This window comes from Metallosphaera sedula DSM 5348, from assembly GCF_000016605.1.
GTDB classification, from domain to species: Archaea; Thermoproteota; Thermoprotei_A; order Sulfolobales; family Sulfolobaceae; genus Metallosphaera; species Metallosphaera sedula.
The window spans coordinates 1,657,674-1,671,482 of the sequence record NC_009440.1; the positions used below are offsets into that span (position 1 = coordinate 1,657,674).

At 43.7% G+C, this 13,809-nt stretch carries 16 protein-coding genes; 9 read left to right on the forward strand and 7 right to left on the reverse strand.

The genetic code is table 11. The annotated features are described in order from the left end of the window. Positions 1–5: 5 nt before the first annotated feature. The 3 genes from gatE to MSED_RS08775 are packed head-to-tail and all read right to left on the reverse strand — an operon-like array spanning position 6 to position 3,418. On the reverse strand, positions 6–1,898 hold the full coding sequence (gene gatE / locus MSED_RS08765; RefSeq protein WP_012021661.1) for a Glu-tRNA(Gln) amidotransferase subunit GatE: 1,893 nt from the start codon (positions 1,896–1,898) through the stop codon (positions 6–8). After that, on the reverse strand, positions 1,891–3,210 hold the full coding sequence (gene gatD, locus MSED_RS08770) for a Glu-tRNA(Gln) amidotransferase subunit GatD (RefSeq protein WP_012021662.1): 1,320 nt from the start codon (positions 3,208–3,210) through the stop codon (positions 1,891–1,893). Before gatD ends, gatE begins: the two co-directional genes overlap by 8 nt. A 34-nt stretch (positions 3,211–3,244) precedes the next feature. After that, a complete protein-coding gene (locus tag MSED_RS08775; RefSeq protein WP_012021663.1) occupies positions 3,245–3,418 on the reverse strand; it encodes a 30S ribosomal protein S30e in 174 nt (57 codons plus the stop codon). A 71-nt stretch (positions 3,419–3,489) separates the two neighbouring features. Here MSED_RS08775 and MSED_RS08780 point away from each other — a divergent pair, with 71 nt between their 5' ends. From MSED_RS08780 to MSED_RS08800, 5 genes are read left to right on the forward strand one after another with little or no spacing between them, the layout of a single operon-like run. Beyond that, positions 3,490–4,719 carry a hypothetical protein gene (locus MSED_RS08780; RefSeq protein WP_012021664.1) on the forward strand — a complete coding sequence of 410 codons (1,230 nt, stop codon included), beginning with the start codon at positions 3,490–3,492 and terminating at the stop codon, positions 4,717–4,719. 11 nt (positions 4,720–4,730) lie between these two features. Then, positions 4,731–5,432 (forward strand): fibrillarin-like rRNA/tRNA 2'-O-methyltransferase, encoded by a 702-nt coding sequence (locus tag MSED_RS08785; RefSeq protein ID WP_012021665.1) that lies wholly within the window; start codon positions 4,731–4,733, stop codon positions 5,430–5,432. Positions 5,433–5,436: 4 nt separating this feature from the next. Beyond that, a complete protein-coding gene (locus MSED_RS08790) occupies positions 5,437–5,850 on the forward strand; it encodes a DUF61 family protein (RefSeq protein WP_012021666.1) in 414 nt (137 codons plus the stop codon). Position 5,851: 1 nt separating this feature from the next. Continuing rightward, entirely contained in the window at positions 5,852–6,751 is a 900-nt protein-coding gene (locus MSED_RS08795) for a helix-turn-helix domain-containing protein (RefSeq protein WP_012021667.1), read from the forward strand. Beyond that, positions 6,729–7,877, forward strand: coding sequence for a tRNA (guanine(26)-N(2))-dimethyltransferase (locus MSED_RS08800; protein WP_012021668.1), 1,149 nt, complete (start codon positions 6,729–6,731; stop codon positions 7,875–7,877). Before MSED_RS08795 ends, MSED_RS08800 begins: the two co-directional genes overlap by 23 nt. Before the next feature lie 44 nt (positions 7,878–7,921). Here MSED_RS08800 and MSED_RS08805 read toward each other — a convergent pair whose 3' ends face one another. Next, positions 7,922–8,296, reverse strand: coding sequence for a winged helix-turn-helix domain-containing protein (locus tag MSED_RS08805; RefSeq protein WP_012021669.1), 375 nt, complete (start codon positions 8,294–8,296; stop codon positions 7,922–7,924). Positions 8,297–8,623: 327 nt separating this feature from the next. Between MSED_RS08805 and MSED_RS08810 the strand changes: the two genes are divergently transcribed. Together MSED_RS08810 and MSED_RS08815 are read left to right on the forward strand one after the other, a co-directional pair. Continuing rightward, complete coding sequence (locus MSED_RS08810; protein ID WP_080512771.1) at positions 8,624–9,187, forward strand: TATA-box-binding protein; 564 nt, start codon at positions 8,624–8,626, stop codon at positions 9,185–9,187. Between the two features lie 23 nt (positions 9,188–9,210). Then, a complete protein-coding gene (locus MSED_RS08815; RefSeq protein ID WP_012021671.1) occupies positions 9,211–9,420 on the forward strand; it encodes a DUF5622 domain-containing protein in 210 nt (69 codons plus the stop codon). Here the strand turns inward: MSED_RS08815 and MSED_RS08820 are convergent, their stop codons facing one another. Together MSED_RS08820 and MSED_RS08825 are read right to left on the reverse strand one after the other, a co-directional pair. After that, positions 9,421–10,467 (reverse strand): DUF373 family protein, encoded by a 1,047-nt coding sequence (locus MSED_RS08820; RefSeq protein ID WP_012021672.1) that lies wholly within the window; start codon positions 10,465–10,467, stop codon positions 9,421–9,423. It lies immediately after the preceding gene. Next, positions 10,442–11,350: a coiled-coil protein gene (locus tag MSED_RS08825; RefSeq protein WP_012021673.1), complete on the reverse strand. Its 909-nt coding sequence runs from the start codon at positions 11,348–11,350 to the stop codon at positions 10,442–10,444. The genes MSED_RS08820 and MSED_RS08825 overlap by 26 nt, the downstream gene beginning before the upstream one ends. Before the next feature lie 473 nt (positions 11,351–11,823). Between MSED_RS08825 and MSED_RS08830 the strand changes: the two genes are divergently transcribed. Both MSED_RS08830 and MSED_RS08835 read left to right on the forward strand, forming a co-directional pair. Further along, positions 11,824–12,102 carry a Gar1/Naf1 family protein gene (locus MSED_RS08830; RefSeq protein WP_012021674.1) on the forward strand — a complete coding sequence of 93 codons (279 nt, stop codon included), beginning with the start codon at positions 11,824–11,826 and terminating at the stop codon, positions 12,100–12,102. Between the two features lie 6 nt (positions 12,103–12,108). Beyond that, a complete protein-coding gene (locus tag MSED_RS08835) occupies positions 12,109–12,993 on the forward strand; it encodes a transcription initiation factor IIB (RefSeq protein WP_012021675.1) in 885 nt (294 codons plus the stop codon). A gap of 26 nt (positions 12,994–13,019) precedes the next feature. Here the strand turns inward: MSED_RS08835 and MSED_RS08840 are convergent, their stop codons facing one another. Next, entirely contained in the window at positions 13,020–13,769 is a 750-nt protein-coding gene (locus MSED_RS08840; protein ID WP_012021676.1) for a metallophosphoesterase, read from the reverse strand. Positions 13,770–13,809 lie beyond the last annotated feature (40 nt).

Consider the following 13,809-nt stretch of genomic DNA (forward strand, 5'->3'; position numbering starts at 1 on the left):
ACTCTTCATCCAGTCTCATCTTTCATTACTTTCCTTATTAGTTCTGCTACTTTCTTCCCCTCAGCCCTACCCCTCACCCTCTCCATTACTTTGCCCATGAGGAGGCTAAACGCCTTTTCTCCCTTGGATTTCACCTCCTCGCTATTCTGGGCCACTATCTCCTTGATCAGATTGATCAATTCCTCCTCGGAAATTCCGGTATACCTGGAAATGACGCTCTCTATCCCAACGTTGGAGTTAGGTGTGGAGTACTCAAGGAGTATCTGCGGAATGGAGTCCTTGGTTATCCTTCCTTGGCTCACGCTCGCAATCACGGCTTCAATATCTCCATCGGATATCTTGTCTATGTTTCCACCTTGAGACTTAACGTACTTTAACGTGTTCTCTAGGGTTGTCGCTATGACGGTCGGGGAAACATTGACGTACTTTCTCGTCAAATACTCAAATTGATCTAACCTCGGGCTGTTCAATACCTGTTTGGCCAGTTCCTCGTTTAGACCCATTTTCATTAGCTCCTTAAGTTTCTGCTCTGGAGTTGGTGGCACCATTTTTTTAGCGTCTTCAAGCAACTCCCTGGAAAGAATGGATGGAATGTCAGTTTCTGGGTACATTCTAGCTGAACCAGGTTGCGGTCTCATGAATTTGCTAGTACCGTCCTCATTGGCTGCTCTAGTCTCCTTGGGTACGCCTTCAAACGCCTGAGATAGCCTGTCCTTAATCACCTGTATTGCTTTCTTCACCTTCTCTTCTGGACCAACCACCAGAATGAAAGCGTCTAGTTCACCTACTCCCAGTTCCTTGGCCACCCTTTGAACCTCTTCCTCCACTATACCATAGTTGGGGAGCTCATCGGAGTGAAATATCCCACCTAGCCCAGCCAAGGCCTTAACGTAGTCTGATATCTCTGTCCCAAATCTTCTCCCAGGCATCACCTGTCTTCCTAGAAGCCCCTTAAATCCAGGTGCCAGTAATCCCAGAACCTTACCTCCCTTCTTAAGTTCAGATTGAATAAGCCTACTCCTGGACGAGGCGAAGAGCTCTGTTAGGTCTTTCTCCACAACTTTTTTGGCAAAATCCTCCCTAGTAATCCTAGCTCTCAGTTCGTCCCTGATCCTGAGTAACTCCCTCTGCCTGTTGGCTTCATTCTCAATGATCTTTGGTATCATGTCCAGGTCTTGTACCCCCTTGATCTCCGTTTTGACTCCACCCAAAATGGAAACGTTGAGATCTTGCCTTATGGTTCCTAGACCTCTCTTCACTTTTCCTGTGAGCCTGAGCATCTGGCCAATGAGTAGGGCAACTCTCTTTGCCTGCTCGGGGCTCCTAATATCAGGACCTGTGGAGATCTCTATGAGCGGGATACCCAGTCTATCCAGGTTATATTTAACAGAGGTAGGGGTTTCCTCTAGCTTTCTCGCAGCGTCTTCTTCTATGGCAATGGTCTGGATAGTTATCACGCCATCCACATCCTTAATGTATCCCCCAAGCCCGACTATCGCCGTACGCTGAAAACCTGAGGTGTTAGAACCATCTATGACTGTTTTTCTCATTACGAAGATTTCATCCAAGGGTTCTCCATTAAACGCAAGGGTCATGGCAAGACCTAGCTTAATTGCGTCTATGTTCATGGGATGGGGTGGTTCTTCATCACACTCCACAAGACAGCTAGACCTCCTAGGAACTTCATAGACCACCTTTTTGCCTTTCTCCCACTCAAAGAACGCTGCAACATCTATTTGTCCCAGTTCGCTGGCCACAGGCCTTAGATATCTCTCCAGCTCCCCTTGACTCTCCTCGTCCATTGTCGTGGGGCATTCGCAGAAGAGCTTATGTGATGTATTGATTTGTTGGTGAATCTCCAGTCCTACCTTGAGTCCCATTTTTTCGTATTCACTCATGTTTCCACCTCGGGAAATGATCCAAGGAATGCCTTGGATTATACTCACCAACTAGATTAGTTAACATGATTCGCTTAACCTCCTCTAGATCCGAGGTCTGACCCAAAGCCCACATTAGTTTAACGAGGGCAACTTCAGGTAACATATCCCCAAGCGGAACTACTCCAGACTGCTGTAATAGCCTTCCAGTCTGATAAACGTTCATGTTTACCCTCCCAAACAGGCACTGGGAAGTCATTCCTACAAATAGCCCTTCCTTGACTGCCCTCTTGAAAGCTTCTTGAAAGTCGGAGGAAGTATGGCCCAGGCCAGTTCCCTCAACTATTATGCCCCTGTAACCAGAGGACAGGAGAATATCCACGATGTCTGGTCTCAGTCCTGGATAGAATTTCAAGAGGAATACCCTGTTTTCGAATTTTGGATTGAGTTCCACTCCATCGGACCTTCTCAAATAATCATTCCTCAACACTTTCACAGTCCTCTCCTTCCAAAGCACTTTCGCTAAGGGATGATCGTTAATGCTCTGAAACGCATCCCTCCTGCTAGTATGCATTTTCCTAACCTTTACTCCCCTGTGGGCTAGCGTGTAGGTGTCTGAACTTTCTCCATGCATGTTCACCACAACCTCACCAAAGGGAGCTTCCTTCGCCAAGAGAACTGATGAAACCAAGTTGATCCCAGAGTCGCTGCTGGGTCTATCGCTACTCCTCTGCGAACCCACAAGTACCACGGGCCCAGGCAAACGCTGTATGGAGAAAGCTAAGGCGGCGGCGGTGTAGCTCATGGTATCAGTTCCGTGAGCCACGACGACTCCCTCGCTTCCCTCATCAAAGGCCCTCTTTACAGCCTCAGCTATCTTAACCCAGAACTCTGGTTTCATGTTCTCGCTGAGGATGCTGAAAAGAATCTCAGCTGAGATTGAGGTAATTTCCTGGATTTCCGGAACGAACCTAATGATCTCCTCTGTACTGAGTGCAGGTCTAACTGCACCTGTTTCGTACTCTACCTTGCTTACAATTGTGCCTCCCGTGCTGATTATCTTAACTTTTCCAGGAAGTAACTCTCGATGTTCACTTCTTTCTTGTGGTCTATTGCCCTTTTCAAGTAGGCTTACCTTAACCTTGTTTACTGAGAACCCAGCGTTATATCCATTGTCGAGCTTAAGGACTATTACTGAGTCATCACGTGAATAGGAGGGCATAAGGATTCCTTTCACGCTAACTTTATCGTTATAAACCTGTAACACGTCACCTATCTCAGCTCCTAAGGAAGAAAGTAACTCTAGAGCTTTTCCCCTATAACCTTCTAACATTTTACAGGGTATAAGAGAAAATATTTAAAAAACCTTACATCCTTCTTGGTGCACGTTGTTGCTTCTGAGCCGTTTGCTTGAGTACTCTCTTCTCATACTCTATTCTATTCCTGACCCTAGGAACTTCCTTGTGTCTCTCCTTAGCTTGGATCTTTGGGGTTTGTCCCCTAACCTTCCCGGCCTTTGTTAACGAACCGTGAGATGGCATTTGCTATCATGTATATGTGGTAAAACAAGACATTTAAACTTAGAGCTTTACCTAGATTCGGGCTTTACTCAATGAAAATTTATTTGGCTGAGCACACAATAGGGTCCTTTGCCTTTGATGAGTCAGGGAACCTTTTGGATTACGTCCTTAATCCAAAGGAACTGGGCAAGGTAGTTGATATTCTAATAAACGCCGAGAAAGGTGAACCAATGCCCTCTACCATGGAATTAATTCAGAAACTGAAACCGTCGGAAGTAGTTGTGGAAAGCGAAACGGAGAGCTCAAGGATGCAGACCTTAGGGATCAAGGTTGTATCCAAGCCCCATCATGTGGGAGCCAGGGCTTTGAGGGGTTCTCTCGCTGAACTAGCAGTAAAAACAAAATTCGCTGAAAATCCGAGCGAAGTGTACAATTTCCTTTATCAAGTATCTCTAGAATATACGAGAAGAAAGCTGAGAAAGGCCGCCCAGAAAAGGGACCTTCTCGCCATACAGGCCATAAGGGCTATCGACGATATTGATAAGACCATTAACCTTTTCTCCGAAAGATTAAGGGAGTGGTATAGTATACACTTCCCCGAAGCCGATAAACTGGTTGAGGACCATGAACAATACGCCAAAATAGTTTCCCTGGCTGGTTATAGGGATAATGTAACGGTGGAGACGTTAACCGAGATAGGACTTAATGAGCAAAGGGCTAAGAAGCTAGCCGATGCTGCCAAGAAGAGTATAGGAGCAGACATCTCAGATGCGGATATCAACTCCATCAGGGATCTGGCTAACACGATTTTGTCTCTTTTCAAGCTAAGGAACTCGCTTTACGACTACTTGGACTCAATTATGAGGGAAGTAGCTCCCAACGTGACTGAACTAGTGGGTCCCACCCTTGGTGCTAGGCTGTTAAGTCTGGCAGGGAGCCTTGAGGAACTTTCTAAGATGCCAGCTAGTACGATTCAAGTGTTAGGGGCTGAGAAAGCCCTCTTTAGGGCACTTAAGAGCGGAAGCAGACCACCCAAACATGGAATCATTTTCCAGTATCCAGCAATTCACGTCTCTCCCAGATGGCAGAGAGGGAAGATTGCCAGGGCCCTAGCTGCCAAGCTAGCAATAGCATCAAGGATAGACGCCTATAGCGGAAGATTTGTGGGAACACAGCTTGTGGAACAGGTGAATAAGAGAATCGAGGAGATAAAAACGAAATATGCCCAGCCACCACCCAAAAAACAACAACCAGCTAAGGAAGAGGGGAAGAGATTTGATAAAAGAGAGCATAAAAAGGGGAAAAAGGGAAAGAGAAGGTAGGTTGAGTGAGAATGTCAGAACTTCTGGATACAGTTAGAAAAACCGAGATGGAGAACGTCTACGAGTGCGTTTATGTCGACGGTACAGTGAGGCTCTGTACCAAGAACCTAGCCAAGGGATTTACTGTGTATGGAGAGAGAACGGTAAACTACGACGGGGTAGAGTACAGGGAATGGAACGCCTTTAGGAGCAAGTTAGCAGGAGCCATTCTTAAGGGATTAAAGGAAAACCCTGTGAAGAAAGGCTCGAAGGTTCTCTACCTCGGGGCAGCCTCAGGTACAACTCCAAGTCACATCTCAGATATAGTTGAGAGTGAGGGAAAGGTCTATGGCGTGGAATTTTCCCCTAGGGTAGTAAGGGAGTTAATTCTAGTAGCCCAGCACAGGCCGAATCTGTTCCCAATTCTGGCTGACGCTAGGTTTCCACAGAATTATTCGTCATTGGTTGAAGACGCTGATGTACTTTATGTGGATATTGCCCAACCAGATCAGACCGATATCGCAATATATAACGCAAGATACTTCCTTAAGGATAACGGACATCTTCTTCTAGCGATAAAGGCTAGGAGCATTGACGTCACAAAGGATCCCACAGAGGTATTCAAGGCGGAGGCGGAAAAACTGAGAAATGAGGGATTTGATGTAATGCAGATCATCAACTTGAATCCTTACGACAAGGATCACGCAATGGTACTAGCTAAGTTTAAGGGCTAGATCCTTGTTCGATAAAATCTTCCAACTGGGATTAAGGGATATACTAGATTCCATGCCCTCAGAATACATTACCCTAAAGGAGGCCATGGATGGAAAACTGGAAATTACATTAAATAACGGTTTTAAACACAAATTTGATCCGGAGGAGGTTAGGAAGCTCTCCAATGCAGTCCCACTTTATCTTTGGTCCTTGGTAAGGATTCCCTTTATTGTGGTGAAGCTCTCCACGCCCGGGGAGTACTCTATTAATGGATCTGAATGGGACATTAAGGCCATCTCCACTCTCCTCAATATTTCAGGGAAAGTAATTTCTGTTGGACAAATGGAATCCCTTTTAAGGGAATTTAAATCATTAATATTTATTACCCTTGGTTATGATAGTATTTCTGTAGTGAACGAAGACAAGGAAGGTATCTAAAATGATACCTGGAATGTTGGACGAGGTATTAGACGTTTTAGAGAGGGAAGGCATAAGTTACACCCTAATAGAGTATCCAGAGAAGAACAGGAAGTCCATAGATATAATCGCGAGAGGGAAGCAGAGAAGGTTCGTGATAAAGATATCCAACGATAGGCCCTCTAAGGAAGAGACCAGAGATCTCAAGAACTTCTCAGCAGTGGTGGGGAGTATGCCCGTAATGGTAACCGATGATACAGAGGAGGATATAGCAATAGGTAAGGACAACGTAATTGGGTTATCGGTGGAGGGCCTGGCGAAGGCCTTAAGGGGAGAGAAGATTTTCATCTATAGGACTCGGGGAGGAATATTCATCAAGATTAGGTCAGACGTTCTCCGAAGGAAAAGGACAGAAATGAACTACAGCATGGGAGACCTATCTAAGATTCTAGGCGTGACCAGGAAAACGATTTATGATTATGAAAATGGAGAGTCAGATGTGTCCATAGAGGTTGCTGAGAAGCTAATTGATCTCTTTGGGGATGAGGTCATAGGCGATGTATGCGATGATGCGCTTCCTAAGCTAGAGCCGGATTCCCAACCAACAGATACGATTAGTTCGAGGATAGCCAAGAATCTAACTGACGCCGGATTCGCCTCAGCTCCCATTAGGTTCACGGCGGTAGATGTTGTCGCCTCAAGGGGTTTGAAAAAAGTCTTGGTTACGGTGGAGCCTAAGAATCAAGATCAACTAGAAAAGAAACTAAGAGAAGCTTCTAAAATAGCCAACGAGTTAATGTCCGAACTTGTGATAGTGGTCAAGAGCGCCTCTATGGCGAAGAGGCTGGATAAGGATGGGTTTAAAATCCTGACCTCAGAAAGCATCGACAGCCTCAGCGATGAAATTAACAGAAGTGATTGAGGGAAAGGCAAGATTAGTTATTCCAGACCCTTCTGAATTCTCCAGAGAGGGAAAGTTCGATCCTGCCTGGTCTCCAGTATTCTATAACCCCAGAATGGTGTTTAATAGGGACGTCAGTGTTTTGGCTGTCTCAGTTATATCTCCTCCCTCGGTATTGGACGCCATGTCAGCCACTGGGGTTAGGGGAATCAGGTACGTGAAGGAGAGTGGGGTCAAGGGAGAAGTTCTCTTCAATGATAAGAATCCAGTGTCCGTGGAGTTGATCTCGAAGAATTTAGAGCTAAACGGGATTACAGGTAAGGTACTTAGATCGGACGCTAACTCCTTAATGCATCAGGTAAAAGTAGGCTACACAGACCTGGATCCCTTTGGATCTCCTGCCCCATATCTTTTCTCAGCCATTTCATCCTTGAGAAGGAAAGGGGTACTGGGAGTTACTGCTACTGACCTATCAGCACTTGAGGGAAAGTCTAGAACCTCCTCCAAAAGGAAATATGGAGTTCAAGGGAGTAGATTGAGTTATTCCAAGGAGGCTGGGTTGAGGGTTCTATTGGGTAAGATAGTTAAAGAGGCATCAGTCCAAGAAAAGGGAATAAGGCCCCTCATGGGCTTTTATCACGACTACTATTACAGGCTATTCGTTAAGATGGAGGATGGAGCCAAGAGGGCTGATAGAAGCCTGGAAAGTCTCGGAACTCTTTACGAATGTGATAGATGTGGCTATTCCTTCATGAGTTCAGATGAATGCGAAAGGAAATGCCCGGTCTGTGGTGGAGAGCTTAAGTATTATGGTCCAGCCTGGATTGGAGAATTCAATGATCTAGAATTTTTAAAGGAAATGAAAAATAGACTTACTGAGTTTTCGTATCTCTCAAACTCAGTAAAAATATCTGAACTCTTAGAATACCTAGAGCGTGAAAATAGATTTGGCCCCTATTATAGGGTAGACGTTTTAGCATCAAGGCTCAAGGTAAACATGCCCCCCATGAACTCACTCCTAGGGTGTTTGGGCGACGCTGTCAGGACGCACTTTGATCCTAGGGGATTTAAGTCTTTCAGGGAATTCTCTGAAATATTGGAATGTGTGAAGGGATCCTCCGCGACTTATGAAACAAGTGGTAGATAATGATGAGTTGGTTGGCCCAAAGGGAATTTTAGATCAAAAGTTTATCATAGATCCATGGACAATATCCAGGAAGAAAGCTTAGTACAAGAGCTGGGATTTACGTGTGCCCCGTTATCACACTTAAACAAAAGCTTACAAGAGAAGCAGGGGATCTCCTCTATGCTCTCGAGGTTTACGTAAATGTTGGATTCCTCAACTGTCCTAATTGCAAAGAGTTTGATTACGCTCTTTCCGTTCTCCTTTATTGCTTTCTTAGCTATCATCTTTTTATCAATTAACTTCTTTATAACTGTGGCAAGTTCCCTTGTGGAGAGGCCTAACTTCTTCGCCAGTTCCTGTTGTGATATTCCGTCCTCGCCACTCTCAAGAATTTTCTTGTGAATTAACTCTTCTTTTTCCATTGAAACTTTTGATTCCAAAGCACTAACACCTGCGTTGGCTAATTTTATAATATGTGATCACCGGCTTATTTACTTTACTACCGTTTATCCCTGAGGTCTAAAGCCCATATGCATGTTTAATCATATTCGAGCTACGGAAATTCTAGTATTCTCGCTAAGGGAAGAAATAGTACGCATTTTAAATTAATCTGGGGTTACATGATATGTATAGCCCCGTCCCTATAAAGCCAAACATGGTATCCCTAGTAATTACGAGGGCAATAAAAAGCTGGAGTTTATAAAGCAGTATAAAAACTATATTACTGGTGACTCTGTATTTCCAACTCGCCGGCTTATAAGCCAATAATAAGTATTGAAAATATTGTAGCAACGGTAACGTTGGAACAAACCTTGGATCTTTACGCCATGGAGAGGAGCGTTCCAAATGTGGAGTATGATCCGGATCAGTTCCCGGGCCTCATATTCAGGCTCGAGAGCCCCAAGGTAACCTCCCTGATCTTCAAGTCCGGTAAAATGGTTGTCACTGGTGCCAAGAGCACGGAGGAACTGATCAAGGCTGTTAAGAGGATAATAAAGAGCCTAAGAAGGTATGGGATAAGGATAGGTGGGAAACCTAAGATACAGATTCAGAACATAGTCGCCTCTGCCAACATGCACGTTCATGTAAATCTGGATAAGGCTGCTTTCCTTCTTGAGAATAACATGTATGAACCAGAGCAGTTCCCGGGGCTCATATTTAGAATGGATGAGCCTAGGGTGGTCCTTCTAATTTTCAGCAGTGGAAAGATGGTAATAACAGGGGCCAAGAGGGAGGACGAAGTCTATAAGGCAGTGAAAAAAATCTTTGATAAGTTAGAGGAACTAGACTGCATTAAGGCAGTGGAAGAGGAAGAGGAATTAGAAATTTAAAATAGCAAGACCTAAGTGAGATCATGGCACTTAAACACGAAAAATACGTGTACGTTGAACTTGGGAAATCTAGATACGCTAAGTTAAGGGTTCTCAAGAACAGGGATGAAAACAGCCCGGAAAGATACATAGTCCTTAACAAGTTAGTTCCCAAGAAGAGCAGGCACGTGAAAGTTCTAAAGACAGACGACCTCCCACTTGAAGTCAGGGAAAAGTTAAAGGCAATTTCTTGATCATTGTGATCTTAATCTGTTTTTCTCGAAATTGGAAAGAACGAAGTATGTGGCAATTAAAATGAACGAGGAAAGTAGAAGAAGGTAGAATGATTGAATCTGAATTATGTAAGCACCGCTCTCAAGATTTCTAAGTAACCCAGTAAGCACGAAGTAGGCAAGTATGGATGCGAGTATCTTTAATAGATCGTGCCAAATCCTTATGTCCTTTGATAGAGCTCTAGACAAGAGCTTACCTGAGTATAAAATGATAATAGAAAACGTGAGATACGGTAGTATGGCTAGTAAAGTCGATGAGGCAGACCTTATGGAAAGCGGTCCAGCTGTGGAAGCAACTAGATATCCGTTAATTATAGCAAGTACCAGGGAAATGGAGGATAGAATTGCCACAATAACCATGATAGTTGAGTTCTCCCACCATCTCTCTATGGCATCATCTATTCCAAATCCCCTAACTAACATGGCTCCTCCTAGAACCAAAAGTATGGAGGGAAGGACGTAAGCCGTTAGGCCAGCAATTGCCAATATACTTGAAACGAAAAGAATTATTCCAGGAACCCCTAGAAACAGTCTCGAGTACCTGCTTTCCGTTACTAGTCTCTTGAGATATTTCCCAAGCAAGATATATGTCTCCTCCACCCCTCTATGCTGTTCCACTATAACTCTCTCTATTCCCACTATCTTCAGCCTGCTTTCGATGACCGGGATAGCCTTTGCGTCCTCAGGGCTATCATAAACTAGGATTGCCTGATCAGGCTTAATAGCTCTAATAACCTCATCAACTTGCTTAGAGAGTGCCATTTGAGAATCGAGACCACCTCTTTGTGACCCAGCAACAAATACGATCTCCACATCTTCTCCATTTGCTTTCATATCAAGGTAAATGTTGAACGCAGTTACCATGGTATTGAAGTCTGAGTCTAGGGCCAAAAATCGCGAGGATTTCTCTATGGCTTCCCTAGCTTTAGCCTCTCCTATAACTGGGGTAGAAACACCAGCCTTACTCAAATCGTCATCTATATCAATGTATATTATCGCCGTCTTCATTATTACCCCGATGATCCCCATAAAGGGCATATATTTCGTCGAATGACAGCCTTTCTCCTTTCTTCAGTTTCTCCTCTGCAACCTTCTTCCTTTTCTCCATGATCTCGGCAATATTTGCCCTGGAGGTAGTAACTCCCTGTTCCATGGCCTTTCTAGCCTTTATGAGTTCGTCGAGCTCCTTGCTCTTTGCCTCAATTTGTTTCCCTAGCTCATCAATTTCTTTGCTCTTTGCCTCAATTTGCGAGCTTAACTCGTCTAGTTCCTTGGTTAACTTATCCCTTTCGTCCCTTAAACTCTTGAGCGTCTTCCTTTTCTCACTTATCTCTGAAATCAATGACGAAATTTTCTGCCTAATTGTAGCCAACTCTATTCTTTTTGCGAGGAATTCCGCTCTCTCCTCGTTCCCTTTCTCCTTTACCTTTAGGATCTTCTTGGCTTCATTCAGCCTTCTCTCCATGTCAGCTATCCTTTGGATCAACTTCTTTTCTTCCTCAAGCGTCAAGGAGGAGGTCTGTATTCTCCATTCGAGGCTCCTTATCCTCTTTTCCAAGATATCTGGGTTCAATCCTTGAGTTTTCTTCATGAGATTCCTAAGTTCCTCAAACTCTTTCCTCATTTCTTTAATGACTTCAAATAATTGCTCTTTTTTCTGCTTTAACTCTTTTAATTCATTTATCCTTGAGGTATATTCCTCAAAAACAGTTTTAAGTTGTAATCTTACAGCCTTAAGCCTCTCTATCTTCTCACTCTTCTTCTGTCTTAGTTTTCTTATCTCCTCAATTGAAGCGTACCTTTTTTCCTTAAGGCTTGAGATTTCATTTCTCACGTCAGATATTTTCTTGTAAATGCTTTCCTCTGTGGCCTCTGCTGGCGGATTGCTCATCAGGGTTACATAAAGAGTACTCCGTTAATAACTTTTCCTAGAATTGTTTTGATGCAATATCTGTTTGGTCAATATCGGAAATGATCTTAAATAGAAGGAGCGCATGATTCGTAATGATCCCATCGAGATGAAAATGGTTAGTCTGCTTCTGGTTTTAGACCTCACGTTTTTAGTTTTTGAAACCTAAACTTGAAGTTCGGTGAGATCAACGAGAGGTGGTAATAAGCACACCGATTGGCGTTTATTAAAATGAAAATATTCTATTAAAACTATTTAATGTAGACATGATTATATATATATTAACTGAAAGACAATATTATTTGATATATACTTCAATTATGGTACCCTACTGGAACGTTTATATACAAAAAAGCTTGTAATCCTCATCCCAAGCAGGTATTATCCCAGCGTCAAAATAAGGCGGTATTATCAACTACTACATATAAGTCTAAGATTTGCATCTATCTTAGCTTGTGAGGAGCACAAAAACAATTCCCATAGGAGAATTTGAGTCACTTGTACTAGGTGACAAGTGGCTCATAAGGGCAGATTCAAATTTCGATTACGCCAAGAATGATCCTTCAGGACTAGTTTTACTTGATAAAAACCAGAGGAGAGTTGCCAAGGTCCTAGACGTTCTAGGAAACGTCAGTAAACCATACCTGTTAGCAGAACCCATGGCTTCGATACCCTCAGGAAAAATATTTCTTGAAATTCCACAGCGCAAACACTCTAGGAAAAACAGGAGGTAAGACGAAATGAAATGCCCCATTTGTGAGGGTACTGAGATAATATATGATGCCGAGCATGGTAACTACGTTTGTGCCAGGGATGGAACTGTAATTGAAGAAAACGTGCCAGATCCTGGCCCTGAGTGGAGAGAGTTCGATGCAGGCGATAGGAACAAGAAGAGAAGGGTAGGAGCTGGGATCACAGATAGGGTACATGACAAAGGATTTTCCACCATTATTGGAGGTGGAAGAGTAAAGGATAAAATGAAGGCAATAAGGCTTCAGAGACTTCAAAATAAGTCAAGGGTTACATCAAAGGACAAGAAACTAGTTACGTATCTATCGATACTCAACAGCGAGGCATCGAAGTTGGGACTACCTGGATACGTTAAGGAGACGGCTGCCGGGGTCATAAAGAAGTTGATCGAATCGGGTCTCGCGAGGAGGATTGATACGTACGCACTAATTGCAGCGACGTTATTCTATGTTAGCAGACTGTACAAGATCCCACTCCAGTTGAATGAGATAAAGAAGCTTTTCAACATAGACTCAAGCGCCTTCTGGAAAGCCTCAACCAGAGTCCAGAACGTTATACAGAAGAGTACGTTCATGTCTAACTTTGGAGGACCTTCTCCACTGGAACACATACCAGATATCGTTAACAGGGCTAAGTTACCTCCCCATGTGGAAACCATGGCCGCAGAAATAGCGTCGATCCTGATAAAGAACGCAATAACCAGCGGGAAGGGCCACTTATCTGTTGCCGCGGCGGCAGTCTACTTGGCCAGCACCATATTGGATCACAAGAAGACGCAGAAAGAACTTGCAGAGGTTCTGAACATCACCGAGGTTACCATAAGAAATAGATATAAGGAGATAGTAAACTCACTTGACGTCGAGGTCAAACTGTGACAACATAGCAGAATAATCCCTTTTCCCTATAGGATGATATTTTTTAAGAGGTTAAGCTCCGGAAACTCCATTATCCCTTCATTCTCCACTATTACGAAGGGTTTTGCTTTTTCTAAGATGGCATGTCTTTTCATCAACGGGCTCATGTAGCCTGAATGAACTAGGGAGATGTCATTACCCGATTGATAACCTCCCAGCGCAGGTAGGGCTATAACATAGGAGTTTCCCGCAATAGGCGAGACAAGGAAGCACTGGAACTTCTTGGCAAACCCAAGCTTGTCCCTTATTGAAATCCTGGGATGTTCATGCCCTATCACGTAAATTTTGCCGTCCTTGGGTTCTATCTCCCTATGTCCGTGAAAAATAAACAGATCCTCGCTCTCTATCTCGTCTAGGAGCTCTATATTATCGAATTTTTCTGTAACAAGAGAAATATAATTATCGTGATTACCCCTTATCAATTTCACGATAGTCCCGTTCTCTTTCATGTCCTTGAATATCTCTGTGAGATCTTCTTTTTCCTGTCTACCAAGTCCGTTGAATCTATGCTTCATATCACCGTTAATAATTACCTTATTTGTCTTGAATACGTCTAGCGCTCTTCTGTAAATGGATAGAAACCTTTTCTTCTGTATCCTAGGCAAGAATATTCCCTTTGACGCCATCTCCTCCTCGTATCCTATGTGAACATCTGACAGAATGATAGAGTCAAGACGCCTAGAGTAAATCACCGGTAAATCCTCCTCTACTTCCAGGTCCCTGAGTATGCTGACCAAATCCGATACACCCTTATTCTAGCTCTCATCATGCAAAACT